This window comes from Micromonospora sp. HB375, from assembly GCF_017872985.1.
GTDB classification, from domain to species: domain Bacteria; phylum Actinomycetota; class Actinomycetes; order Mycobacteriales; family Micromonosporaceae; genus Micromonospora; species Micromonospora chalcea.
On sequence record NZ_JAGGJO010000001.1, the window covers coordinates 4,632,324 to 4,657,600 of the forward strand.

Here is a 25,277-nt window from a genome sequence, read left to right on the forward strand (position 1 = left end):
CTAGATCCCCGGCAAATTGCCGCCGGGGCCACCCAGCTCGCGGTGGATGAAATCGAAGATCTCGGCATCGGTGGCGTCGTCGAGGGTGTGCGTGGCCGATTTCTCCTCGACGGGACCACGGTCGTCGCCCCACCGGGCGACGAACGCCTGCAGCTGCACCAGCAGCTTCTGCCGGGTCAGCCGGTCCGGCGCGTCGGCCGCGAAGACACCGTCGAGCCGTTCCAGCTCGGCGAGCAGCGGGGCCGCCGCGGCGGCGCCGTCCTCCGCGAGCCGGTCGCGCAGGTGCCGGGCGAGGGCCGCCGGCGTGGGGTAGTCGAACACCACGGCGGCGGGCAGTTGGACGCCGGTGGCGGCGCGGAGCCGGTTGCGCAGCTCCACGGCCGTCATCGAGTCGAACCCGACCTCGCGGAACGCCCGGTCGGGCTCCAGCCCCGCGTCCCCGCCGTGGCCGAGCACGGTCGCCGCCAGGCCGCCCACGAGGTCGACGAGGACGCCTTCGCGTTCGGCGGGGCTCAGCGGCCGCAGCCGCTCCCGCAGCGCGGTCGCCGCCTCGTCGTCCGCCGGCTGGCGCTCGTCGTCGGCGGGCATCGCCGCGCCCGCCTCCGGGACCCCCGTCAGCAGCGGGCACGGCCGCATCGACGCGAACGTCGGCACGAACCGGTCCCAGCGCACGTCGGCGACGATCAGCCCCGCCTCCGCCCGCAGCGCCTGACCGAACGCCTCGAGGGCCAGCTCCGGGGGCAGCCCCGGCAGGCCCCGCCGACGCAGCTGCGCCTGCTCGGGCGACTCGGGGTCGTCGCTCCACGGGCCCCACGCCACGGCGGTGGCCGCCAGTCCCCCGTGCCGCCGGTTCGCCGCGAGCGCGTGCAGCAGCGCATCGCCGGCGGACTGGCCGGCCCGGCCGCCCGCGCCCCACACCCCCGTGGTCGAGGTGCACAGCACGAACGCGTCGAGCGGGCGGTGCGCCAGCTCGTCGGCGTACCTGGGGACGTCGCCGACGGTGGCGGCCAGGTCGGCGGCCAGGCCGGCGAGGGTCAGCTCGGCGAGCGGCACCGAGCCGGTCTCGGCCGGGACGTGCACGAGCGCGGTCACCGAGCGTTCCTCGGCGGCGAGCTGCTCCATCAGGTCACCGAGCTTGCCCGTGGCCGGCTCGGCCAGCGGGAGCACCTCGGCGCCGTGGCGTCCCAGCCAGTCGGTGGTGTGCCGGGCGAGGGCGCCGGTCCCGCCGGTGAGCAGGACGGTTCCGTTCGGCCGGTAGCCGTTGCCCGCCGCCGGCAGCCCGGTGTCGCGGACCAGCCGCCGGGTGTGCACGCCGGCCTCCCGGACGGCGAGCTGGTCCTCACCGTCGACGTTGACCAGCGCCCCGACCAGGGCGGCGTACGCCGCCTCGGCCGGGCCCGCCGGTAGGTCGACGACTCCGCCGACGTGCCGGGGGTGTTCCAGCGCGGCGACGAGGCCGAGGCCCCACGTGGTGGCCTGCGCCGGGTGCGCGACCGCTTCCCCGTCGACGGCGACGGCGCCGGTGGTGGCCAGCCACAGCGGTACGGCCGGGCCGGAGCGGCCGGTGTGCGCCTGCACCAGCAGCAGGTTCGCCGCCAGGCCGGTCGGCAGTGCGGTCTGCTCCGGGTGCGGCGCCTCGTCCAATGCCAGCAGGGACAGCAGCGCCGTCGGCTGGTGCGCGGCGGCGAGCCGGTCGAGGTCGGCGGCCAGACCGTCGCGGGTGGCGGTGGCCGGGTCGACGGTCAGCAGGTGCACCGCCGCGGCGCCGGCCGTGAGGGCGGCGAGCACCCGGTCGGTGACCTGGTGCGGCGGGGCCACGACCAGCCACGTGCCCGGGTCGGCGCCGGTCAGCGCCCGGCGTTCCCAGGTGACCCGGTACCGCCAGCCGGCCAGGGTGCCGTCGAGCTGCTGGCGACGCCGCCACGACTCCAGTTCCGGCAGCAGCTCGCGCATCGGCTGGTCCGGGTCGAGGCCGAGGCGGCCCAGGTCGCCGTCGGTGACGGCCCGCCAGAACGCGTCGTCGACCGGGTCGGCGACCGGTGCCGGCGACGTGTCGAGGGTCGGCCAGTAGCGCTGCGGCCGGAACGCGTACGTCGGCAGCTCGGGCAGCAGGCGGGGATCCGGGCGGGGGCCGGCCAGCGCGGCGAGCACCGCCGCCCAGTCGACGTCCCGCCCGGTGCCGTCCACGACGGCCAGCGCGGCGAGCAGGGCGGCCGGCTCGTCGGCGCCGGCGCGCAGCGCCGCCACGGCAGTGCCGTCCTCGTCGCCGGGCAGCAGGCCGGCGGCCATCGCCGTCAGCACCGCCTGCGGTCCGAGCTCCAGGAAGGTGTCCACGCCCGCGTCGCGCAGCGCGGCGATCCCGTCGGCGTACCGGACGGCCTCGCGGACGTGGCGCACCCAGTAGTCGGGCGTACGGATCTCGTCGGGCTCGGCGAGCCGCCCGGTCAGGTTCGACACGATCGGCAGCAGCGGCGCGGCGAACGCCAGTCCGTCGAGGACGGCCCGGAGCTCGGCCAGCATCGGTTCCATCAGCGGGCTGTGGAAGGCGTGGCTGACCCGCAGCCGGCGGGTGCGCACCCCGCGTTCCCGCCAGAGCCGCTCCAGCCCGTCGAGGGAGTCGACGGCCCCGGCGAGCACCACGGCGGTGGGGCCGTTGACGGCGGCGACGCCGACCCGGTCACCCAGCCCGGCCAGGGACTCGACGACGGCCGCCTCGTCGGCGGCGACGGCGAGCATCCCGCCCCCGGCGGGCAGGGCCTGCATGAGCCTTCCCCGGGCGGCCACCAGCGTGGCGGCGTCGGCGAGGGACAGCACGCCGGCGACGTGCGCGGCGGTGATCTCGCCGATGGAGTGCCCGGCGACGTGCCCGGGCACCACCCCGAACGACTCGACCAGCCGGAACAGGGCCACCTCCAGCGCGAACAGCCCCGCCTGGGTGAAGACCGTCTCGTCGAGCAGCGCCGCCTCGGCGCTGCCTTCGGCCGCGAACAGCACCGGCTTCAGCGGCTGCGGCAGCTGGTGGTCCAGGGCCGCGCAGACCTCGTCGAGGGCCGCCGCGAAGACGGGGAACGTGTCGTACAGCTGGCGGCCGGCGCCGGGGCGCTGGGCGCCCTGGCCGGAGAACTGGACGGCGAGGCCGCCGGCGCGTCGCCGGGCGGTGACCACCGCTGGGTGCTCCTCCCCGGCGGCCAGGGCGCGCAGCGCGGCCAGCCGGGTCTCCCGGTCGGCGGCGATCACGGTGGCCCGCCGGCCGAGGTGGGCGCGGCCGTCGGCGAGCGCCCAGGCGACCAGGCAGGCCGGGTCGTCGCCGGTCGCGACGTGGTCAGCCAGCTTCCCGGCCTGCTCGCGCAGGGCGGGCAGATCGGCGGCGGAGACCGGCCACGGCAGGGCCACGGCGCGGTGGTCGCGTCGCGCTTCGCCGTGCCCCGCGGTCACGTCGAACGTTGCGGTGCCGGCGGCGGCGACCGGCGCCGGGGCCTCCTCGATGATCACGTGGGCGTTGGTGCCGCTGATGCCGAACGAGGAGACGCCGGCCCGGCGGGGTCCGTCCGTGGCGGCCCACGGACGTGCTTCGGTGAGCAGCGCCAGCGTGCCGGAGGACCAGTCGACGTGCGGAGTCGGCGCGTCGACGTGCAGGGTCTTCGGCAGCACCTCGTGTTGCAGGGCCAGCACGATCTTCATCAGGCTCGCCGCGCCCGCCGCGGCCTGGGTGTGGCCGATGTTCGACTTCACCGACCCGAGCCACAGCGGCCGCTCGGCGGTTCGGTCCCTGCCGTACGTGGCCAGCAGCGCCTGCGCCTCGATCGGGTCGCCGAGGGTGGTGCCGGTGCCGTGTGCCTCGACGACGTCCACGTCTGCGGGGGTGAGGCCGGCGTTGTCCAGCGCGTGCCGGATGACCCGCTGCTGGGCGGGTCCGTTCGGGGCGGTGAGGCCGTTGCTCGCGCCGTCGGAGTTGACGGCGCTGCCCCGTACGACGGCGAGGATCCGGTTGCCGTCGCGCTGGGCGTCGGAGAGCCGCTGGAGCAGCAGGACGCCGACGCCCTCGCCCCAGCCCGTGCCGTCGGCGGCCTCGGCGAACGCCTTGACCCGCCCGTCGGCCGCGAGGCCGCGCTGCCGGGAGAACTCCAAAAACGCGCCCGGGGTCGACATCACCGTGACGCCGCCGGCGAGGGCGAGGTCGCACTCGCCGCTGCGCAGCGCCTGCGCGGCCAGGTGCAGCGCCACCAGCGACGACGAGCAGGCCGTGTCGACGGTGACCGCCGGGCCGTGCAGCCCGAACGAGTACGCCAGGCGGCCCGAGACCACCGACGCGCCGTTGCCGGTCGCCTGGTAGCCCTCCACCTGCGAGCGGGCGCCCAGCAGCAGCGTGGCGTAGTCCTGCCCGTTGGTGCCCATGAACACGCCGGTGGCGGAGCCGCGTACCCGGTGCGGGTCGATGCCGGCGCGTTCGAAGACCTCCCAGGTGGTGTGCAGCAGCAGCCGCTGCTGCGGGTCCATGGCGAGGGCCTCGCGCGGGTTGATCCCGAAGAACGCGGCGTCGAAGCCGACGACGTCGTGCAGGAAGCCGCCGCTGCGGGTGTAGCTGGTGCCGACCCGCTCCGGGTCGCTGTCGAACAGGCCCTCGAGGTCCCAGCCCCGGTCGGCCGGCATCGGCGTGACCGCGTCCACCCCCTCGGCCAGCAGGCGCCACAGCTCCTGCGGCGACGACACCCCGCCAGGGAAGCGGCAGGCCATGGAGACGATCGCGATCGGCTCGTCGGCCGCCGGCCGGGCAGAGGCCACGCCGCCGGTGACCGGGCCGCCGTCCGCGCCGATGACGATTTCGGTACGCAGGAAGCGGGCCAGTTCCGCCGCGGACGGGTGGTCGAAGACGACTGTCGACGGCAGGGTCAGGCCGGTGACCCGGCCCAGCCGGTCCCGCAGTTGCACGGCGGCGAGGGAGTCGAAGCCCAGTTCCCGGAACGCCCGGCCGGCGGGCACCTGGTCGGTGGTGGGGTGGCCGAGCACGGCCGCCGCCTCCGCGCGGACGAGGTCGACCAGCAGCGCCTCCTGGCCGGTCGCCGGCAGCGTGGCGAGCCGGTTGCGCAGCCCGTCGGTGGCGGCGGCGCTCTCCGGCCGCTGCGGCTCTTCGGCGACGGCGGGGGCGACCCGGTCGAAGAGGTGGCTCGGCCGTGCGGCGGTGAACGCCGTGACGAACCGGGACCAGTCGACGTCCACGATCACCGGGGCCGCCTCGGGGGCGTTCACCCAGCGGCCGAGCGCCGCGACGGCGGCGTCGGGCGCGAGCGGGCTGAACCCGCGGCGGCGCAGGCCGTCGGCGGTCTCCCCGGCGGCCATGCCGTCCTCCGCCCACGGGCCGTACGCCAGCGCGGTGGCGGGCAGGCCCTTCGCCCGGCGGGCTGCGACGAGGGTGTCGAGCAGGGCGTTGCCGGCCGCGTAGCCGGCCTGCCCGCCGCCGCCCCAGACACCGGCGACCGAGGAGAAGACCACGAACGCGTCGAGGTCGCGACCCCGGCAGGCGGCGTCGAGGTGCAGGGCGCCGAGTACCTTGCCGGCCAGGGTGTCCGACAGCTCGCCGTCGGTCACCTCGTACGCCGGGGTGGTGCCGCCGGACGCTCCGGCGGTGTGCACGACGGCGGTCAGCTCCGGCAGGTCCGCCACGAGGGCGTCGACGGCGGCCCGGTCGGTGACGTCGCACGCCACGACCCGCACCGCACCCAACTCGGCCACCAACTCCGCCACACCCGGCGCCCCCGGACCCCGCCGCGAGGCGAGGACCACCTCACCGGCCCCGTTCGCCAGCAACCAGCGGGCCACGTGCCGACCCAACGCTCCTGTACCACCGGTCACCAGCACCGTCCCGGCGGGCCGCCAACCTGACCCGGCGGGCGGCGCGGCCGGCACCAGCCGCCGGCCGAAGATGCCGCTGCGCCGGACGGCCACCTGGTCCAGGGTGCCGTCGGCGAGGACCGCGACGAGCCCGGCGCGGGCGCCGCGGTCGGCGCGGGCGGGCAGGTCGACCAGGCCGCCCCAGCGGTCCGGCTGTTCGAGGGCGACGACCCGGCCCAGGCCCCAGGCCAGGGCCGCCCAGACGTCGTCGACCCGTTCGCCGGCCGTGACGGGCATCGCGGTCCGACTGAGCGCCCACACCCGTCCGGCCAGGCCCGTGTCGGTGAGCGCCCGGACGAGGGTGAGCAGGGCGGCCGTGCCAGCGGGCAACGCCGGCGTGTGCGCCGGGGGCCGGTCCTGGCGGGGCAGGACGCAGAGCACCCCGGCCCAGCCGTCCCCGCTGATCCGGCGCAGCCGCTCGCCCAGGTCGGCGCGGTCGAGGGTGGACGACACGGTGAGCGTGTCCACCCGGGCGCCGGCCTGGGTGAGGGTCTTCGCCACGCCCGCGTCGGCGCCGCTGTCGACGGTGACGATCAGCCACCGCCCGGACAGCCTGGTCTTCGGGTTCGGCCGGACCGGCTCCCACCCGATCCGGTACGACCACCCGTCCAACGCGGTGTCCCGGGACCGGTGACGACGCCAGCGCGAGAGGACCGGCAGGGCCGGGCCGAGCGTGTCCAGGGCGTCGGGGTCGTCGCCGAGTTCGGCGGCGAGGGCGGCCAGGTCGCCACGCTCGACGGCGGTCCAGAACTCGACGTCGCCGCCGTCCGGGGCGGCCCGCTTCTCGGCCGTGCCCTCGGGCCAGTAGCGCTGGTGCTGGAAGGCGTACGTGGGCAGGTCGACGCGGCGTGCGCCGGTGTCGGCGAACCACTGCGCCCAGGTCACCGGCATCCCGTGCACGTGCAACTCGGCCAGGGCGTGCAGCAGCGCGTGCGCCTCCGGACGGTCACGGCGCTGCACAGCCACCGCCAGCACACCGTCGTCATCAGGCAGCACGTCGGCGGTCATCGCGGTCAGGACGCTCTGCGGCCCGACCTCCAGGAACGTGTCCACACCGGCAGCCCGCACAGCGGCGATCCCGTCGGCGAACCGCACCGCCTCACGCACATGCCGCACCCAATACTCCGGCGTGCAGATCTCATCGCCGGCCAGGGCACCCGTCACGTTCGACACCACCGGCAACAACGGCGCAGCAAACGTGAGGCCGTGCAGGACCGCGCGGAACTCGGCCAGCATCGGCTCCATCAACGGACTGTGGAACGCGTGGCTCACCGTCAGGCGGCGAGTGCGCACGCCCCGGTCGCGCCAGTGCCGCTCCACCTCGTCGAGGGCCTCGACGCCACCGGACACCACCACTGCGGTGGGTCCGTTGACCGCAGCGACGCCCACCCGGTCGGCGAGCCCGGCGATCGACTCGACCACCGCAGCCTCGTCGGCCGCCACGGCCAGCATGCCGCCGCCCGTCGGCAGCGCCTGCATCAACCGACCCCGCGCGGCGACGAGCTGACACGCGTCGGCCAGGGACAACACGCCCGCGACATGCGCCGCGGTCACCTCACCGATCGAGTGACCGGCCAGCATGTCCGGCACGACCCCGAACGACTCCACCAGACGGAACAGCGCCACCTCGACCGCGAACAACCCGGCCTGCGTGAACACCGTCTGGTCCAGCAACTCCGCCTCAGCGGAACCCTCCGACGCGAACAGCACGTCCTTGAGCGGACGCGGCAGCAGCGGATCGAGGTGCGCACACACCTCGTCCAGCGCGGCGGCGAACACCGGGAACAGGGCGGACAACTCCCGGCCCATCCCCGCACGCTGCGCACCCTGACCCGAGAACAGCAGCGCCAGCTGGCCGCGCGCGGCGGCAGAACCGGTCACGACAGCCCCCGACGGCTCGCCCGCATCGAGGGCCCGAAGCGCGGTGAGCAGGTCGTTGCCGTCGGCCACCACGGCGACGGCGCGCTGTTCCAGCGCGGGCCGGGTGGTGACGGAGGACCAGGCCACGTCCAGCGGACGCGGGGCCTCGTCGGCGGCCAGCCAGCGCGCCCACCGGCCCGCTTGGCCGGCCAGGGCCGCGTCGGAGCGCGCGGAGAGCAGCACCGGTACGACCGGCGGCACGTCGCGGGCGACGATCTCGCCCTCAATCGTCTCGGCGGGCGGCTGCTCGACGATCACGTGCGCGTTGGTGCCGGAGATCCCGAACGACGACACCGCCGCCCGACGCGGCCGGTCCACCCGCGGCCACGGGGTGGGCTCGGTCGCGAGGGCCACCGCCCCCGCCGACCAGTCGATGTGTGGGGACGGCTCGTCCACGTGCAGGGTCGGCGGGACGACGCCGTGCCGCATCGCCATGACCATCTTGATCACACCGGCGACACCGGCGGCGGCCTGCGTGTGCCCGATGTTCGACTTGACCGAGCCGAGCCACAACGGCTCCCGCCCCTGCCGGTCCTGCCCGTACGTGGCCAGGACGGCCTGCGCCTCGATCGGGTCACCCAGCGTCGTACCCGTGCCGTGCGCCTCCACGGCGTCCACGTCGGCCGCAGTGAGCCGCGCGTTCGCGAGGGCCTGCCGGATCACCCGCTGCTGCGACGGACCGTTCGGCGCCGTCAGCCCGTTCGACGCACCGTCCTGGTTCACGGCCGTGCCCCGCACCACGGCGTAGATCTTCCGGCCCTCGCGCTGGGCGTCGGAGAGCCGCTGCACCAGCAGCACGCCGACGCCCTCGGACCAGCCGGTGCCGTCGGCCGACGCCGCGAACGACTTGCAGCGACCATCCTGCGACAGACCGCGCTGCCGGGAGAACTCGATGAACGTCCCCGGCGTCGCCATCACCGTCACACCACCGGCCAACGCCAGATCACACTCGCCGGAACGCAACGCCTGCGCGGCGAGGTGCAGCGCCACCAGCGACGACGAGCACGCCGTGTCCACGGTGACCGCCGGCCCCTCCAACCCGAAGGTGTAGGCGACCCGACCGGACAGCACGCTGCCGGACGTGCCGGTCCCGACGTAGCCCTCCACCTCGGTCGGCAGGTCCATGAGCCGGGAGGCGTAGTCGTGGTACATGACACCGGCGAACACACCCGTCCGGCTGCCCCGCAACCGCTGCGGATCAAGCCCCGCCGACTCGAACGACTCCCACGACGCCTCCAGCAGCAACCGCTGCTGCGGATCCATCGCCAGGGCCTCACGCGGCGAGATACCGAAGAAACCGGGGTCGAACTCTGCCGCCCCGTACAGGAAACCGCCGTGGCGCGTGTACGACGTACCGCTGCGGTTCGGGTCCGGGTCGAAGAGCGACTCCAGGTCCCAGCCGCGATCCGCCGGGAACTCCCCGATCCCCTCACCGCCGCCGGCCAGCAACTCCCACAGTTCGTCGGGGGATTCCACCCCGCCCGGGTAACGGCAGGCCATGCCCACGATCGCGATCGGCTCGTCGGCGCCGAGGACCGTGCCGGCGACCGGTCCGGCGGTCGACTGACGCACGCCGGCCAACTCCGACCACAGGTGGTCGGCGAGCACGGCCGGGGTCGGATAGTCGAACACCAGCGTCGAGGCCAGCCGCAGCCCGGTGGCCGCGTTCAACCGGTTACGCAGGTCCACCGCCGTCAGCGAGTCGAAGCCCAGCTCCCGGAACGCCCGGTCCGCCGGCACCGACTCCGCACCACCGTGCCCCAACACCTGCGCAACGAGGCCCCGCACCAGCACGTCGACCTGGGCGCGGCCCTCGTCCTCGGTGAGCCCGGCGAGCCGGTCGGCCCAGCCGCCACCGCCCTGCCCCGCCTGGCGGCGGGTGCCGGTCACGCCGATCAGGGTGCGCAGCACGGCCGGCACGGGGCCGCCGGAGGTCGCCGCCCGCAGCGCGGGCACGTCGATCACGGCCGGTACGAGGGCCGGACGGTCGGCACGCAGGGCGGCGTCGAAGAGTTCCAGCCCGACCTCGGCGCTCATCGGCGTCAGACCCGCCCGCGCGGACCGCGCCCGGTCCGCCTCCTCGATCGAGGCGGCCATGCCGGCGGTGTCCCACATGCCCCACGCGAGACTGACGGCCGGCAGACCCAACTGCCGCCGGTGGACCGCAAGCCCGTCGAGGAAGGCGTTGCCCGCCGCGTACGCCGACTGACCGGGCGAGCCGAGCACACCCGCCACCGACGAGAACACCACGAACAGATCCAGATCCAGACCCGCCGTCGCCTCGTGCAGGAACCAACCCGCCGACACCTTCGGCGCCAACACCCCGGCCAGCCGCGCCGCCGTCAGCCCCTCCACGACACCGTCGTCCAGGACGCCGGCGGTGTGCACGACACCCGCCAGCCGACCCTCGGCGATGACCTCGGCAACCAAAGCGCCGACCTGGTCCCGGTCGGTCACGTCACAGGCGGCGATCCGCACGGACGCGCCCAGCGCGGACAGCCGCTCCGACATCTCGCCCGCACCGGCGGCCTCCGGACCGCGCCGCGACACGAGCACCAGCGACCGCACGCCGTGCACCGACACCAGGTGCTCCGCGACCAGCGCCCCGAGCGCACCCGTACCGCCGGTCACCAGCACCGCGCCGTCACCCAGGCTGGGCGTCTGCGCGGCCGTGACGCCGGCCCGGACCAGGCGCGGCGAGTACACCGCGCCCTCGCGGACGGCGAGCTGGCCGCCGGTCATGGCCGGTTCCCGCAGGACGCCGTCCAGCAGGGCAACCAGCGCGGCGTCCAGGTCGCCGTCGACGTCCGCGAGGACCATGCGGCCCGGGTGCTCCGACTGCGCCGAACGCAGCAGACCCCACACCGCCGCGCTCGCCAGGTCGGTCACCCGGTCGCCGTCGCCGATCGACACCGCACCCCGGGTCACGACCACGAGCCGCGAGTCCGCCAGGGCGTCCGCCGCGAGCCAGGACTGCACCGTCGCCAGCACGTCCGAGGTCACTGCCCGGACCGACTCCGGCGCCGCCGCGCCGGGCGCGGGGAACACCGGCAGCAGCAGCGTCCGGGGGACGGACTCCTCCCCCGCGACCGTCGCCACATCGGCGTACGTGGGCATTCCTACCGGTGCCGGCAGCTCCAGGCCGCCGGTCACCAGCGCCCATCCGGAAAGCTCCCCGGCGGGTGCGGTCTGCACGGCCGGCCACCGCAGCTCGAACAGCGACCGCGAGGCCACGCCCGGCGCGGCCGCGCCGGTCAGCTCTCGCAGGACGAGGGAGTCCATCGACACGACCGGCGCGCCCACCTCGTCGTACGCGGCCAGCCGCAGCCCGGAGCCGTCGCGGGTCAGGCGCACCCGCAGCGTCCCCGCGCCTGCGGCGTGGACCTGCACGCCCTCGAAGGCGAACGGCACCCGTGGTCCGCTCGATTCCTCGCCACCGAGCAGCAGCCCGATCGGGTGCAGGGCGGCGTCCAGCAGCGCCGGGTGCACGCCGAATCCGGCGCTCTCCATGGCGGCGGCCTCCGGCAGGGCCACCTCGGCGAACAGTTCGTCGCGGCCGACCCAGGCGCGCTGGAGTCCCTGGAAGACCGGCCCGTACGCCAGGCCGTGCTCCGCCAGCGTCGCGTACCACCCCGCGAGGTCCACCTCCGACGCCGGGGCGGGGGGCCAGGTGATCGTGTCGGGCTCGTCGGCGGTGGACGCCTCCAGCACACCCTCCGCGTGCCGGGTCCAGCCCGCCTCGGGATCGTCGTCGGGGCGGGAGTAGACGGCGACGGGACGCTGCGGCGACTCCGACGTGGACACCCGCACCTGAATGCGTACGCCGCCGGATTCGGGGAGCACCAGCGGGGCGGCCATGGTCAGCTCCCGCAGCCGGGAGAGGCCCACCTCGTCGCCGGCCCGTACGGCCAGCTCGACCAGGGCCGTGCCGGGTACGAGCGTCAGCCCGGAGACCGTGTGGTCGGCCAGCCACGGGTGCGTGGTCAGGGAGAGCCGGCCGGTCAGCACCATCTCGTCGTCGCCGGCCAGGTCCACTGTCGCGCCGAGCAGCGGGTGCCCGGTGCGGCCGAGTCCGGCCCCGGACACGTCGCCCGTACGCGCCCGGCCGGCGGTGGGCCAGTAGCGCTGGTGCTGGAAGGCGTACGTGGGCAGGTCGACCCGCCGCGCGCCGGTCTCGGCGAACCACTGCGTCCAGGTCACCGGCATCCCGTGCACGTGCAGCTCCGCCAGGGCGTGCAGCAGCGCGTGCGCCTCCGGACGGTCCCGGCGCTGCACAGCCACCGCCAGCACACCGTCGTCGTCGGGCAGCACGTCGGCGGTCATGGCGGTCAGGACGCTCTGCGGCCCGATTTCCAGGAAGGTGTCCACACCGGCAGCCCGCAGGGCGGCGATCCCGTCGGCGAACCGCACCGCCTCGCGCACGTGCCGCACCCAGTACTCCGGCGTGCAGATCTCATCGCCGGCCAGGGCCCCGGTCACGTTGGACACGACCGGCAGCAGCGGCGTGGCAAAGGTGAGGCCGTGCAGGACCGCGCGGAACTCGGCCAGCATCGGCTCCATCAGCGGGCTGTGGAACGCGTGGCTCACCGTCAGCCGGCGAGTGCGCACGCCCCGGTCGCGCCAGACCCGCTCCACGTCGTCCAGGGCCTCGACGGCACCGGAGACGACGACGGCGGTGGGCCCGTTGACGGCCGCGATACCGAGACGGTCGGTCATCCCGGCGAGAGACTCCGCCACCGCAGCCTCGTCGGCGGCCACGGCCAGCATGCCGCCGCCCGTGGGCAACGCCTGCATCAACCGACCCCGCGCGGCCACGAGGACGCACGCGTCGGCCAGGGACAACACCCCGGCCACATACGCCGCGGTCACCTCACCGATCGAGTGACCGGCCAGCATGTCGGGCACGATCCCGAACGACTCCACCAGACGGAACAGCGCCACCTCGACCGCGAACAACCCGGCCTGCGTGAACACCGTCTGGTTCAGCAACTCCGCCTCGGCGGACCCCGACGACGCGAACAGCACCTCCCGCAGCGGGCGCGGCAGCAGCGGATCGAGGTGCGCACACACCTCGTCCAGCGCGGCGGCGAACACCGGGAACCCGGCGTACAACTCCCGGCCCATGCCGGCGCGCTGCGCGCCCTGGCCGGAGAAGAGCAGCGCGAGCTGGCCACGCTGGCCGGTGGCGCCGGAGACGACCGTACCGGTGGGGTCGCCGTCGGCGAGGGCGGTCAACGCCGCGACCAGGTCGTCCCGGTCGGCGACGGTGACGACCGCCCGGTGTTCCAGCGCGGGCCGGGTGGTGACGGATGACCAGGCCACGTCCAGCGGACGCGGGGCCTCGTCGGCGGTCAGCCAGCGCGCCCACCGGCCCGCCTGCGCCGACAGCGCGGCGGCGTCGCGGGCCGACAGCAGCACCGGCACGACCGGCGGCACGTCGCGGGCGACGATCTCACCCTCGATCGTCTCAGCCGGCGACTGCTCGATGATCACATGCGCGTTCGTGCCGGAGATCCCGAACGACGACACCGCCGCCCGACGCGGCCGGTCCACCGCCGGCCACGGGGTGGGCTCGGTGGCCAGGGCCACCGCTCCCGCCGACCAGTCGACATGCGGCGACGCCTCGTCCACATGCAACGTCGCCGGCACCAGACCGTGCCGCATCGCCATGACCATCTTGATCACACCAGCCACACCGGCCGCGGCCTGCGCGTGCCCGATGTTCGACTTCACCGACCCGAGCAGCAGCGGCCGATCCTGCGGACGCTCCTGCCCGTACGTCGCCAGCAGAGCCTGCGCCTCGATCGGGTCACCCAGCGTCGTGCCCGTACCGTGCGCCTCCACCACATCCACCTCGGCGGTGGTGAGCCGCGCGTTCGCGAGGGCCTGCCGGATCACCCGCTGCTGCGACGGACCGTTCGGCGCGGTCAGCCCGTTCGACGCACCGTCCTGGTTCACGGCCGTGCCCCGCACCACCGCCAGCACGCGGTGCCCGTTGCGCCGCGCGTCCGACAGCCGCTCCACGAGCAGCACGCCGACGCCCTCGGACCAGCCGGTGCCGTCGGCGGACGCCGCGAACGACTTGCAGCGACCATCCTGCGACAGCCCGCGCTGACGGGAGAACTCGATGAACGTCCCCGGCGTCGCCATCACCGTCACACCACCGGCCAACGCCAGATCACACTCGCCGGAACGCAGCGCCTGCGCGGCGAGATGCAGCGCCACCAGCGACGACGAGCACGCGGTGTCGACGGTGACCGCCGGCCCCTCCAACCCGAAGGTGTAGGCGACCCGACCGGACAGCACGCTGCCCGACGTGCCCGTGCCGACGAAGCCCTCGGCGTCCGGCGGCAGGTCCATCAGGCGGGAGGCGTAGTCGTGGTACATGACACCGGCGAACACACCCGTCCGGCTGCCCCGCAACCGCTGCGGATCAAGCCCCGCCGACTCGAACGACTCCCACGACGCCTCCAACAGCAACCGCTGCTGCGGATCCATCGCCAGGGCCTCACGCGGCGAGATACCGAAGAAGCCCGGGTCGAACTCCGCCGCCCCGTACAGGAAACCACCATGGCGCGTGTACGACGTACCGCTGTGCTCCGGGTCCGGGTCGAACAGGCTCTCCAGGTCCCAGCCGCGATCGGTGGGGAACTCCGAGATCCCGTCGCCGCCGCCGGCCAGCAACGCCCACATCTGGTCGGGACTGTCGACGCCACCGGGGTAGCGGCAGGCCATGCCCACGATCGCGATCGGCTCGTCGGTGCCGGCGGTGAGCACCGCCGTCTGGCGGGCGGTGATCTGCCCGGAGACCTGCTCGTGCAGGTGGTCGGCGAGCACGGCCGGGGTCGGATAGTCGAACACCAGCGTCGAGGCCAGCCGCAGCCCCGTGGCCGCGTTCAACCGGTTACGCAGGTCCACCGCCGTCAGCGAGTCGAAGCCCAGCTCCCGGAACGCCCGGTCCGCCGGCACCGACTCCGCACCACCGTGCCCCAACACCTGCGCGACCAGACCGCGCACCAGCACGTCGATCTGGGCGCGTGCCTCGTCGGGCGCCAGGCCCGCGAGCTGGTTGGCCCAGTCGCCGCTCCGCGCGGCCCGTCGCCGGGCCGCCGTCGACCCGATCAGGGTACGCAGCACGGCCGGCGCCGGGCCGGCGCCGAGCGCTGCGCGCATCGCCGGTACGTCGATCACAGCCGGCACCAACGCCGGCCGCTCCGCCACCAGGGCGGCGTCGAACAGCTCCAACCCGATCTCGGCGCTCATCGGCGTCAGACCCGCCCGCGCGGACCGCGCCCGGTCCGCCTCGTCGATCGAGGCGGCCATGCCTGCCGTGTCCCACATCCCCCACGCCAGACTCACCGCAGGCAACCCGAGCTGCCGCCGGTGGACCGCAAGCCCGTCGAGGAAGGCGTTGCCCGCCGCATACGCCGACTGACCCGGCGAACCCAACACACCAGCAACCGACGAGAACACCACGAACAAGTCGAGACCCAGCGACGCCGTCGCCTCATGCAGGAACCAACCCGCCGACACCTTCGGCGCCAACACCCCCGCCAGCCGCTCGGCGGTCAGCCCCTCGACCACGCCGTCGTCCAGGACACCGGCGGTGTGCACCACACCCGCCAGCCGACCCCCGGCAACGACCTCCGCCACCAGACCGAACACCTGGTCCCGGTCCGTCACGTCACAGGCAACGACCCGCACCGACGCACCCAGCGCCGACAGCCGCTCCGACAGCTCGCCCGCACCGGCGGCTTCCGGACCGCGCCGCGACACCAGCACCAGCGACCGCACACCATGCGCCGACACCAGATGCTCCGCGACCAGCGCCCCGAGCGCACCCGTACCGCCGGTCACCAGCACCGCACCGTCACCCACAACCGGCGTCTCCACCGACACCGCAGCGACCGCACGCACCAGGCGCGGCACGAACACCTCACCCGCACGCACCGCGACCTGACCACCGAACGCCACCGGCTCGTCGGCCACTGTGGTCAGCACACCCAGCAGCCCGGCGTCCACGTCGACGTCGACGTCCGCCAGCACGATGCGACCCGGGTGCTCCGACTGCGCCGACCGCAGCAGACCCCACACCGCCGCACCGGCCAGGTCGGACACCCCGTCGTCCGCCGCCACCGACACCGCGCCCCGGGTCACCACCACCAGCCGCGACTCCGCCAGCGCGTCCGCCGCCAGCCAGGACCGCACGGTCGCCAGCACGGCTGTGGTCGCCGCGCGTACCGCGTCGGGGACCGCGCTCTCCGCCGCGTCGAGCGGCAGCAGCAGCGCCTTCGGTGCGATCGTCCGGCCGGCGTCGACGGCCGCGACGAGCGCCTCGACGTCGCCGTACGCCGGCAGGTCGGCGGTTGCCGGCGAGCCGACCAGCGCCCAGCCGGAGAGGTCTCCGGCGGCGGCGATCTCGTCGGCCTGCCAGGTGAGTTCGAACATCGCGCGGGCCGCCGCGCCTGCCGCGGTCACGCCGGTCAGCTCGCGCAGGGCGAGGGAGTCGACCGAGACCACTGCCGCGCCCGACTCGTCGCACGCGACCAGACGCACCGCCGAGCCCGTACGCGACAGCCGGACCCGCAGCACCCGCGCGCCCGAGGCATACACCTGCACACCCTCGAACGCGAACGGCACCCGCGGCCCACCCGGACCCTCCGCACCCACCAGCAGCCCGACCGGATGCAGCGCCGCATCCAGCAGCGCCGGGTGCACACCGAAGCGCGCCGCCTCCGTCGCCACCTCATCCGGCAACGCCACCTCGGCGAACACCTCGTCGCCGCCCGTCCACACCCGGCGCAGCCCCCGGAACACCGGCCCGTACGCCAGGCCACGCTCCGCAAGCACCGGATACCAGCCCGCCACGTCCACCTCGGACGCACCGACCGGCGGCCACTCCCCCACGCCCGGCTCGTCGGCCGACGCCGGCTCCAGCACGCCCTCCGCATGCCGCACCCAGTCAGCCTCCGGATCACCCTCGGACTGCGAGTGCACCGCCACGACCCGGGTGCCGGTCTCGTCGGCCGCGCCGACGCGTACCTGCACTCGCACCGCGCCGGACTCCGGCAGCACCAGCGGCGCGGCCACGGTCAGCTCCCGCACCCGCGACGCGCCCACCTCGTCACCCGCCCGCACGGCCAGTTCCACCAGCGCGGTGCCCGGCACCACCACGGCGCCGGAGACGATGTGGTCGGCGAGCCACGCGTGCGTCGACGTCGACAGGCGGCCGGTCAGCACCACCATGTCCTCGCCGGCCACGGAGACCGCCGCGCCGAGCAGCGGGTGCCCGGCGACGCCGAGGCCCGCCCCGGACACGTCGGCGGTACGCGTCTGGCCCGCGCCGAGCCAGTACCGCTGGTGCTGGAAGGCGTACGTGGGCAGGTCGACCCGGGCGGCGCCGGCGTCGGTGAACCACTGCGTCCAGGTCACCGGGACACCGTGGACGTGCAGGTCGGCGAGGGCGTGCAGCAGTGCCTGCGGGGCGGGCCGGTCCCGACGCTGGACGGCCACCGCCAGCGCGTCATCGGCGAGCAGGTCGGCGTTCATGGCGGTCAGGACGCTCTGCGGGCCGATCTCCAGGAAGGTGTCGACCCCGGTGGCCCGCAGGGCGGCGATGCCGTCGGCGTAGCGGACGGCCTCCCGCACGTGCCGCACCCAGTACTCGGCGCGGGTGATCTCCTGCGGGTCGGCGAGCGCGCCGGTCAGGTTCGACACCACCGGCAGCAGCGGCGCCCGGAACGCCAGCCCCGCCAGGACGGCGCGGAACTCGTCGAGCATCGGCTCCATCAGCGGGCTGTGGAACGCGTGGCTGACGGTGAGCCGGCGGGTCCGCACCCCCCGGTCGCGCCAAACCCGCTCCACCTCGTCCAGGGCCTCGACGGCACCGGAGACGACGACGGCGGTGGGCCCGTTGACGGCCGCGATACCGAGACGGTCGGTCAGCCCGACGAGCGACTCCGCCACCGCAGCCTCGTCGGCGGCCACCGCCAGCATCCCGCCACCGGCCGGCAACGCCTGCATCAACCGACCCCGCGCGGCCACGAGAACGCACGCGTCGGCCAGGGACAACACCCCGGCCACATGCGCAGCCGTCACCTCACCGATCGAGTGACCAGCCAGCATGTCCGGCACGATCCCGAACGACTCCACCAGACGGAACAACGCCACCTCGACCGCGAACAACCCGGCCTGCGTGAACACCGTCTGGTCCAGCAGCCCCGCCTCAGCGGACCCCGACGACGCGAACAGCACCTCCCGCAACGGACGCGGCAGCAACGGATCCAGCTGCGCACACACCTCGTCCAACGCGACGGCGAACACCGGGAACAGGGCGGACAGCTCCCGGCCCATCCCCGCACGCTGCGCACCCTGGCCGGAGAAGAGCACGGCCAGCTGCGTACGCGTCGTGCCGGTCCCCGTTGCCACGGCGGCGGCCGGCTCACCGGCGGCGAGCGCCCGCAGCCCGGCCAGCAGTTCGTCCCGGCCCGTCGCGGTGACCACCGCACGGTGCTCCAGCACGGCCCGGCTGACTGTCGACGACCAGCCGACGTCGGCGGGGCGCAGTTTCTCGTCGTCGGCGATCCAGCGGGCCCAGCGGTCGGCCTGCGCCGCGACGGCGGCCTCGGAGCGGGCCGAGAGCAGCACGGGGGTCGGCAGCGACCCGGCGGCGGGCGTCGGCGCGTGCTCGCCCCGGGTGGGCTCCGCTTCGGCGGGGGGCTGCTCGATGATCACGTGCGCGTTGGTGCCGCTGACGCCGAACGACGAGATCGCGGCGCGACGGGGCCGACCCGCCGCGGGCCAGTCGCGGGCCTCGGTGAGCAGGGAGACCGCCCCGGCGCTCCACTCGATGTGCGGGGACGGCTCGTCGACGTGCAGCGTCGACGGCAGCACCCCGTGCCGCATCGCCATGATCATCTTGATGATGCCGGCCGCCCCGGCGGCGGCCTGGGTGTGGCCGATGTTCGACTTGATCGAGCCCAGCCACAGCGGCCGGTCGGCGGGCCGGTCCTGCCCGTACGTCGCCAGCAGGGCCTGCGCCTCGATCGGGTCACCCAGGGTCGTGCCGGTGCCGTGCGCCTCGACGGCGTCCACGTCGGCCGTGGTGAGCCGGGCGTTCGCCAGGGCCTGCCGGATCACCCGCTGCTGCGACGGGCCGTTGGGGGCCGTCAGCCCGTTCGACGCACCGTCCTGGTTCACGGCGCTGCCCCGTACCACCGCCAGGATCCGCCGGCCCTCCCGCTGCGCGTCGGAGAGTCGTTGCACAAGCAGCACGCCCACACCCTCGGACCAGCCCGTACCGTCCGCCGACGCCGCAAAGGACTTGCAGCGACCGTCCTGCGACAGGCCCCGCTGGCGGGAGAACTCGATGAACGTGCCCGGCGTCGCCATCACCGTCGCGCCACCGGCGAGCGCGAGGTCGCACTCGCCGCCGCGCAGTGCCTGCACCGCGAGGTGCAGCGCCACCAGCGACGACGAGCACGCCGTGTCGACAGTGACGGCCGGGCCTTCGAGGCCGAAGGTGTACGCGACCCGGCCGGACAGCACGCTGCCGGAGGTGCCGGTGCCGAGGTAGCCGCCCACGCCCTCGGGCAGGTCCTGCACGCCGGAGGCGTAGTCGTGGTACATGAGCCCGGCGAAGACGCCGGTCCGGCTGCCACGTAGCCGCGACGGGTCGAGGCCGGCCGACTCGAACGTCTCCCAGGACGCCTCCAGCAGCAGTCGCTGCTGCGGGTCCATGGCGATCGCCTCGCGCGGCGAGATGCCGAAGAAGTCCGGGTCGAACTCGGCGGCCCCGTACAGGAAGCCACCGTGGCGGGTGTACGACGTCCCGGGGTTGTCCGGGTCGGGGTGGAAGAGCCGGTCGAGGTCCCAGCCCCGGTCGGTGGGGAACTCGCCGATACCGTCGGCGCCGGCGGCGACCAGGTCCCACAGCTGCTGCGGGTTCGTCACGCCGCCCGGGTAGCGGCAGGCCATGCCCACGATGGCGATCGGCTCGTCGACGTTTGTCGCCCGCACGGCCCGCTGCTGCTCGGCGACCTGGCCGGACAGCTGCTCGTACAGGTGCTCCGACAGGGCAGCGGGGGTCGGGTAGTCGAAGACGAGCGTCGACGTGAGCCGCAGTCCGCTCGCGCTGTTGATCCGGTTGCGCAGCTCGACGGCGGTCAGCGAGTCGAAGCCCAGTTCCCGGAACGCCCGGTCCGCCGGCACCGCATCGGCGCCGCCGTGGCCGAGCACCTGCGCGATCATCCCGCGCACCAGCAGGGCCACCTGCGTACGCGCCTCCTGCGGGTCGAGGCCGGCCAGCCGGTCGGCCCACGCGCCGGTGCCGGAGCGGCGACGCTTCGCGGCCGGTCCCACCAGGCCCCGCAGCATCACCGGCACCCGGCCGGCGGCGGTCCGTGCCCGCATGGCGGGCAGGTCGACAACGGCCGGCACCAGCGCCGCGCCGCCGTGGGTCAGGGCGGCGTCCCACAGCCCGAGCCCGACCGGGGCGGTCATCGGGACCAGACCGGCCCGGGTCACCCGCGCCCGGTCGGTGTCGTTGATCGACGCGGCCATGCCGTCGGTGTCCCACATGCCCCACGCGAGGCTGACGGCGGGCAGCCCGCGCTGCGCCCGCAGCACGGCGAGGGCGTCCAGGAAGGCGTTGCCGGCCGCGTACGCGGCCTGGCCGGGAGAGCCGAGCACCCCGGCGACGGAGGAGAAGAGCACGAACAGGTCGAGGTCCAGCTCGGCGGTCGCCTCGTGCAGCCACCAGCCCGCCGTGACCTTCGGGGCCAGCACGTCCGCCAGCCGGTCGGCGGTGATCCCGCTGACGATGCCGTCGTCGAGGACGCCGGCGGTGTGGACCACCCCGGCCAGGCGGTCGTCGGCAGTGATGGACCGGACCAGCTCGCCGACGCGCTCACGGTCGGTCACGTCCGTGGCGACCACGCGGGCGGTCGCGCCCAGCGCGGCCAGCCGCCGCACCAGCTCGTCGGCTCCGGGGGCCCCCGGGCCCTGCCGGGACGCCAGCACCAGCGAACGCACGCCGTAGGCGGTGACGAGGTGTTCGGACACCAGGGCGCCCAGCGATCCGGTGCCGCCGGTGACGAGGACGGTTCCCCCGCCGAGGGTCGCCGGGGTCCGCGCGGCGCCCGTGGCGCGGACCAGCCGCGGCAGGTACGCCGTACCCGAACGCACCGCGACCTGCCCGCCGAGGTCGGGGTCGTCGGCGGCTGCGGCGAGCAGGGCCAGCAGGTCGGCGTCCAGGTCGGCGCCGGGTTCCAGGTCGGCCAGCACGAGCCGGCCGGGGTGCTCCGACTGGGCCGAGCGCAGCAGGCCCCAGACCGCCGCCCCCGCCAGGTCGCTGACGCGGTCGTCGGCGCCGGTGGTCACGGCGCCGCGGGTCACGACGACCAGCCGCGAGTCCGCCAGCGGCTCGGCCGCCAGCCACGCCTGCACCGCGCCGAGGACGTCCGTCGTGGCGGAGCGCACCGCGTCGGGCACGTCCGTCCCGGAGGTCGCCGGGGTGACGGGTAGCAGCAGCGCCGCCGGGGCGGTGCCGTCCGTCGCCGCCGTGGTCAGAGCGGCGACGTCGGCGTACGCCGGGAGCTGCGGCGCGCCGTCGAGCGGGCGGTCACCGAGCACGGCCCAGCCGTACGCGCCGTCGGGCGCGGCGATCTGCTCGGGCTGCCAGGAGACCTCGAACAGGGATCGGTACGCCTCGTCCGGCGCGGCCGCCAGGCCGGTCATCTCGCGCAGTGCCAGCGAGTCCACCGACACCACGGGCACGCCCGTCTCGTCGGCGGCGACCAGCCGCACCGAGTTGCCGGAGGCGGTGAGGCGGACCCGGAGCGTCCGGGCGCCGACGGCGTGGACCTGCACACCCTCGAACGCGAACGGCACCCGGGGACCGCCGCCCGACTGGTCGGCGGGCAGCAGCCCGACGGGGTGCAGGGCGGCGTCCAGCAACGCCGGGTGCACCCCGAAGCCCGCCGGGTCACCGGTGACCTCGTCGGGGAGGGCGACCTCGGCGAACACCTCGCCGTCGGCGGTCCACGCCCGGCGCAGGCCCCGGAAGACCGGCCCGTACGCGAGCCCGTGCTCGGCGACCGTCGCGTACCAGCCGGTGACGTCCACCTCGGACGCGCCGGGTGGCGGCCAGGCGCCCGGGGTGGGCTCGTCGGCAGTGGGGACGCTGACGAGCCCGTCGGCGTGCCGGGTCCAGCCCGACTCGGAGTCGTCCTCGGGCTGGGAGTGCACGGTCACCGAGCGACTGCCGGTCCCGTCGACGGGACCGACCCGGACCTGGACCCGTACCCCGCCGCCGGTGGCGGGCAGCACGAGCGGGGCGAGCACTGTCAGCTCGCGGACGCGGGACGCGCCGACCTCGTCGCCCGCCCGGACGACGAGGTCCACCAGCGCGGTGCCCGGCACCACCACGGCGCCGGAGACGATGTGGTCGGCGAGCCACGGGTGCGTCGGCACCGACAGCCGGCCGGTCAGCACCACCATGTCCTCGCCGGCGACCGACACCGCCGCGCCGAGCAGCGGGTGCCGCGCCACGCCGAGGCCGGCCCCGGAGACGTCGGCGGACTGGCCGGTGGGCGGCAGCCAGTACCGCTCCCGCTGGAAGGCGTACGTGGGCAGGTCCACCCGCCGCGCGCCGCTCTCGGCGAACCACTGCGTCCAGGTCACCGGCATCCCGTGCACGTGCAGCTCCGCCAGGGCGTGCAGCAACGCCTGCGCCTCCGAACGGTCACGGCGCTGCACCGCGACGGCCAGCACGGCCTCGTCGTCAGGCAGCACGTCGGCGGTCATCGCGGTCAGGACGCTCTGCGGCCCGACCTCCAGGAACGTGTCCACCCCGGCAGCCCGCAGAGCGGCGATCCCGTCGGCGTAGCGCACCGCCTCGCGCACATGCCGCACCCAATAGTCGGCCGTGCGGATCTCGTCGCCGGCCAGGGCACCGGTCACGTTCGACACCACCGGCAACAACGGCGTAGCAAACGTGAGGCCGTGCAGGACCGCGCGGAACTCGTCGAGCATCGGCTCCATCAGCGGACTGTGGAACGCGTGACTCACCACCAGCCGGCGAGTGCGCACGCCCCGATCCCGCCAGACCCGCTCCACCTCGTCCAGGGCCTCGACGGCACCGGAGACGACGACGGCGGCAGGCCCGTTGACGGCCGCGACACCGACCCGGCCGGTCATCCCGACGAGCGACTCCGCCACCGCAGCCTCATCGGCGGCCACCGCCAGCATCCCGCCACCGGTCGGCAGCGCCTGCATCAACCGACCCCGCGCGGCGACGAGCTGACACGCGTCGGCCAGGGACAACACGCCCGCGACATGCGCCGCGGTCACCTCACCGATCGAGTGACCGGCCAGCATGTCCGGCACGACCCCGAACGACTCCACCAGGCGGAACAACGCCACCTCGACCGCGAACAACCCGGCCTGCGTGAACACAGTCTGGTCCAGCAACCCCGCCTCGGCGGAACCCGCCTCAGCGAACAGCACCTCCTTGAGCGGACGCGGCAACAACGGATCCAGGTGCCCGCACACCTCGTCCAACGCGGCGGCGAACACCGGGAACAGGGCAGACAACTCCCGCCCCATCCCCGCACGCTGCGCACCCTGACCCGAGAACAACAGCGCCAACTGGCCGCGCTGGCCGCCCGGGCCGGTGAGCACGCCGGCCGAGACCTCGCCCGCCGACACGGCTTCGAGGCCCGCCAGCAGTTCGTCCCGGCTCGCCCCGCACACGACGGCCCGGTGCTCCAGTACGGAACGCGACGCCACCGACGACCACGCCACGTCGAGCGGGCGCGGGGCCCCGGTGCCGCCGAGCCACTGCGCCCAGCGGCCGGCCTGCGCCGACAGCCCGGCCGCGTCGCGGGCCGACAGCAGCAGCGGCAGCACCACCGGCACCCGGGACGGCTCGTCACCGGTGACCGGCTCGTCGCCGTCGGCCGGCTCGTCCGCGTCGGTCGGCGTGGGCGGCTGCTCCAGGATCAGGTGCACGTTCGTACCGCTGATGCCGAACGACGACACGGCGGCCCGGCGGGGCCGGTCCACCGCCGGCCAGGGGCGCGCCTCGGTGAGCAGGGAGACCGCGCCGGCGGACCAGTCCACGTGGGGGGTCGGCTCGTCGAGGTGCAGGGTCCGTGGGAGCAGGCCGTACCGCATCGCCTGGACCATTTTGATCATGCCGGCGACGCCGGCGGCGGCCTGGCTGTGGCCGATGTTCGACTTGATCGAGCCGAGCAGCAGCGGCCGGTCGGCGGGGCGGCCCTGGCCGTACGTGGCCAGCAGGGCCTGCGCCTCGATCGGGTCGCCGAGGACGGTGCCGGTGCCGTGCGCCTCGACGGCGTCCACGTCGGCCGTGGTCAGCCGCGCGTTCGCGAGGGCCTGCCGGATCACCCGCTGCTGGGCCGGCCCGTTGGGGGCGGTGAGACCGTTGGACGCGCCGTCCTGGTTGACGGCGCTGCCGGCGAGCACGGCGAGCACCTGGCGGCCCTGCCGCCGGGCGTCGGAGAGGCGCTGGACGAGCAGCACGCCGACGCCCTCCGACCAGCCGGTGCCGTCGGCGTCGGCGGCGAAGGACTTGCAGCGCCCGTCCGGGGCGAGGCCGCCCTGGCGGGAGAACTCGACGAAGGCGCCGGGCGTCACCATGACGGTGACGCCGCCTGCCAGCGCCATGTCGCATTCGCCGCCGCGCAGCGCCTGGGCGGCCAGGTGCACAGCCACCAGCGAAGACGAGCAGGCGGTGTCGACCGTCACCGCCGGGCCCTCCAGCCCGAAGGTGTACGACACCCGGCCCGAGATGACGCTGTGCGCGCCGCCGGTGAGCTGGTAGCCGGCCAGCTCGGCCGGGGTGTCGGTGGTGCCGTAGCCCGACGGGGAGGCGCCCACGAAGACGCCGGTACGGCTGCCGCGCAGCTCCTCCGGGTCGATGCCGGCCTGCTCCATGGCCTCCCAGGACGCCTCCAGCAGCAGCCGCTGCTGCGGGTCCATGGCGACGGCCTCGCGCGGCGAGATGCCGAAGAAGCCCGGGTCGAATGTGGTGGCGCCGTCGACGAAGCCGCCCTCGCGGGTGTGTGAGACGGGTTGCCCGTCGGCGTCGACGGCCAGCAGCCGGCCCATGTCCCAGTGGCGGTCGTCGGGGAAGCCGCTGATGCCGTCGCGCCCGGTGGCGACCAGCTCCCACAGGTCGTCCGGGTTGGCCACGCCGCCCGGGTAGCGGCAGCTCATGCCGACGATGACGATCGGGTCGTCGTCGACCGGCCCGGCGGGGCCCCAGGCGGTGACGGTCTCGACCTCGTGCAGGCGCAGCGTCGCCGACAGGTGGTCGGCGAGGGCGGCCGGGTTCGGGTAGTCGAAGACCAGGGTGGTGGGCAGGGTGAGGCCGGTGGCGGCGCCGAGCCGGTTGCGCAGCTCGACGGCGGTCAGCGAGTCGAAGCCGAGTTCCTTGAACGCCC

General features: G+C 75.2%; 1 protein-coding gene (only partly in view). It reads right to left on the reverse strand.

Annotated elements, in window-relative coordinates; all coding sequences use genetic code 11:
• Positions 1–25,277, reverse strand: partial view of a type I polyketide synthase gene (locus tag J3R08_RS20620; RefSeq protein WP_209962521.1) — the 3' portion only. Its footprint extends 4,540 nt past the window's final position; the window shows 25,277 of its 29,817 coding nt (coding positions 4,541–29,817); its start codon lies off the right edge, out of view — the gene reads right to left on this strand; it ends in the stop codon at positions 1–3.